Genomic DNA, 3,246 nt, shown 5'->3' with positions numbered 1-3,246 from the left:
CACCCCACCAACCCCGCAGGAGCACCGCGATGCCCGAGTCCCCCGCCCACCGCGCCGCCACGGCCGCCCGCTCCGTGGACCGCCTGTTCGGCTCCCGCGCCTTCCGGGTTCCGGGCACGTACCTGGGCGCCGTCGCGTTCCCGCACCCCCGCCGGGGCCCGTGGCACTACTGGTGGCAGGCGCACCTGATGGAGGCGTTCGTGGACGCCGCCGCCCGCGAGCGCCTGGCCGGTCACCACGACGACGCCGCGCGCGCCCGGTCCCGCGCGCACCAGCTGCTGCGGGGCATTGCCGTGCACAGCGGCGGCCGGGTGACCAACAACGTGTTCTTCGACGACATGGCGTGGCTCGCCCTGGCCCTGGGCCGGCTGCGCCACGAGGACGTCACCGCCACGGGGGCCACCACGCGCGCGGTGCAGGACGACGGCGTGGCGCTGGCCAGGCGGCTGGACGCGGGGTGCGACGGCAACCTGGGCGGCGGTGCGTGGTGGAACATGACCCGCGACTACAAGAACACCGCCTCCACTGCGCCGGTGGCGCTCACCTTCCTGCGGATGCACCGCGTGGCGCAGGCCCGGGAGCTTCTGACGTGGCTCTTCGACACCCTCTTCGACGCCGAGCGCGGCGTGTTCCTGGACGGCATCCGCATGGTCGCCGCGGGCTCGGGCTCGGAGATCACGGCGGTGGACCCGCACGTGTACACCTACAACAGCGGCCCGGTGCTCGGTGCGGCCCTGGAGCTCGCGGAGGCCGTCACGGACCCGGACGAGAAGCAGCTGTGGCTCTCCCGCGCCGCGGCCCTCGTGCACGGCGCCGCCCGTGAGTTCACGGTCCCCGGACCCCACGACCGCCCGGTGCTGAAAGGCCAGGGCGGCGGGGACGCCGGACTGTTCACGGGGATCCTGGCGCGCTACCTGGGCGACGCGGCGGCGTCGTCCGCGCTGGACGCCGAGGCACGCGGGACCGCACGGGCCCTGGTGGCCGACACCGCGGACGCCCTGTGGGACGGACGCCGCGAGTTCGACCCGGACGAGGACTTCTCCCGGCCGGGCGCCACGGGAGGTGAGACCGTGGCGGTGTTCTCCCCGGAGCCGTCCCAGCACGCGAACCAGGCGCAGCGCACGGGCGCACCCGTGGAGCTGAGCACCCAGGTGCAGGCGTGGACCGTCCTGGAGGCGGCCGCGCGTTCGGCTGACCGCTGAACCAGCGGCGTCAGGGGCGTGATCCCTGGCACGCAGGGGTGTGGCGGGGTAGAAACGAACCATGAGTTCAGTACGCACACCGGACCCGAACCCTGGCTGGCTCAGCGAGGAGGACCTCAAGCGCGCTCGGGCGTCCCTGCCCATCGTGTACGTCCAGGCCATTCCCGTACGACTGGACCCGCTGGGCTGCCTGTCCGAGATCGGGCTGCTGCTCACCGCCACCGACGAGGGCCGCATGGTCCGCACGTTCGTCTCCGGGCGCGTGATGTACCGCGAGACCGTGCGCGCGGCCCTGCTGCGCCACCTGGAGAAGGACCTGGGACCGCTGGCCATGCCGCAGATGCCCTCCACCACCGTGCCGTTCGCGGTCTCCGAGTTCTTCCCCTCCCCCTCGGAGACGGGACTCACCGACGACCGCCAGCACGCCGTGGCGCTGAGCTACATCATCCCCGTGCGCGGCGAGTGCGAGCCCCGCCAGGACGCCCTGCAGCTGTCCTGGATGACCCCGGACGAGGCCCTGTCCCTGGACGTCCAGGAGGAGTTCGAGGGCGGGCGCGAGGACCTCATCCGCCAGGCCATCGCCCACGCCGGGTGGGGCCGCTAGCAAACCCGGCACAATGGTGGGGTGCCCACCACAGAACCCACACCCCCGTTCAGCTTCGAGCTCCACACGAGGTTGCGTGACAGCCCATCCGTCCCGCCGGAGCGGGTGGCGGAGAACGGCGGGCAGTTCCAGGCCAGGACGGGTACGATCACCACGCCGCACGGGCAGATCCGGACCCCGGCGTTCATCCCCGTGGCCACCCAGGCCGCCGTGAAGGCGGTGCTCCCGGAGTCCATGGCCGCGGAGGGTGCGCAGGCGATGCTCGCCAACGCCTACCACCTGTTCCTCGAGCCCGGGGACGACGTCCTGGACGAGGCCGGCGGACTGAGCACCTTCATGAACTGGCCCGGACCCACGTTCACGGACTCCGGCGGGTTCCAGGTGATGTCTCTGGGCTCCGGGCTGGGCAAGGTGATCGACATGTCCACCGTGGCCAGTCCCCTGGGGGACTCCCAGATGGCACCGGGCCAGAAGCGCATGGCCCGCGTGGACGACGACGGCGTGTGGTTCCGCTCCTACCTCAACGGGGACCTGCACCGGTTCACCCCGGAGGTCTCCATGCGGGTGCAGCACAACATCGGCGCGGACATCATGTTCGCGTTCGACGAGCTCACCACCCTCCACAACACCCGCGAGTACCAGGAGATCGCCCTGGAGCGCACCCGCCAGTGGGCCCTGCGCTGCGTGGCGGAGCACCGGCGGCTCACGGAGGAGCGCGCCACCAAGCCGTACCAGGCGCTGTTCGGCGTGATCCAGGGCGCCCAGTACGAGGACCTCCGGCGGAAGGCGTGCCGCGACCTCTCGGAGATGGGCTTCGACGGCTTCGGCATCGGCGGCGCGCTGGAGAAGTCGCAGCTGGGCACGATCGTGCGCTGGTGCACCGAGGAGCTGCCGGAGAACACTCCCAAGCACCTGCTGGGCATCTCCGAGCCGGACGACATCTTCACCGCGATCGACAACGGCGTGGACACCTTCGACTGCGTCTCCCCCACCCGCGTGGCCCGCTCCTCCGCCGTCTACACCCCCACGGGCCGGTTCAACCTCACGAACATCCGCTTCAAGCGGGATTTCACGCCCATCTCTGACACGTGCCCCTGCTACACGTGCACGCACTACACCCGCGCGTACCTGCGGCACCTGTTCAAGTCCAAGGAGCGCAACGCCGCCACGCTGGCGTCCATCCACAACGAGCGCTTCGTCCTGGCCCTCGTGGCCGGCGCCCGCACCGCCATCGAGGCGGGCGACTACTTCGAGTACCGGGACGCGTTCCTGGGCACCTACTACGGCACCACCGAACCGGGCGCCTGAGCACGACGACGCCGCAGGGCCGGCTCCACGGCGTCGTCACCCGATCCCCGGACCGCCCGAGGGGCAGCAACACACCCGGGGCGGGAGGCCGGCTTGGCCGGGCCGTGAAACAATTCCGCGGTGGCCCCGTTC

At 71.7% G+C, this 3,246-nt stretch carries 3 protein-coding genes; all 3 read left to right on the top strand.

Annotated elements, in window-relative coordinates:
* Positions 1-1,202, top strand: a 1,202-nt coding sequence (locus CWC38_RS11345) for a glycoside hydrolase family 76 protein (protein ID WP_240625245.1), incomplete at its 5' end; no start/stop codon positions are given.
* Between the two features lie 61 nt (positions 1,203-1,263).
* Complete coding sequence (locus CWC38_RS11340; protein ID WP_121846826.1) at positions 1,264-1,806, top strand: NUDIX hydrolase family protein; 543 nt, start codon at positions 1,264-1,266, stop codon at positions 1,804-1,806.
* 21 nt (positions 1,807-1,827) lie between these two features.
* Positions 1,828-3,114, top strand: a complete 1,287-nt coding sequence (gene tgt, locus CWC38_RS11335; protein ID WP_121846825.1) for a tRNA guanosine(34) transglycosylase Tgt — start codon at positions 1,828-1,830, stop codon at positions 3,112-3,114.
* Positions 3,115-3,246: the final 132 nt, after the last annotated feature.

This window comes from Kocuria tytonicola, from assembly GCF_003687455.1.
Taxonomy (GTDB): domain Bacteria; phylum Actinomycetota; class Actinomycetes; order Actinomycetales; family Micrococcaceae; genus Kocuria; species Kocuria tytonicola.
This window is presented reverse-complemented; position numbering and strand designations above follow the sequence as displayed.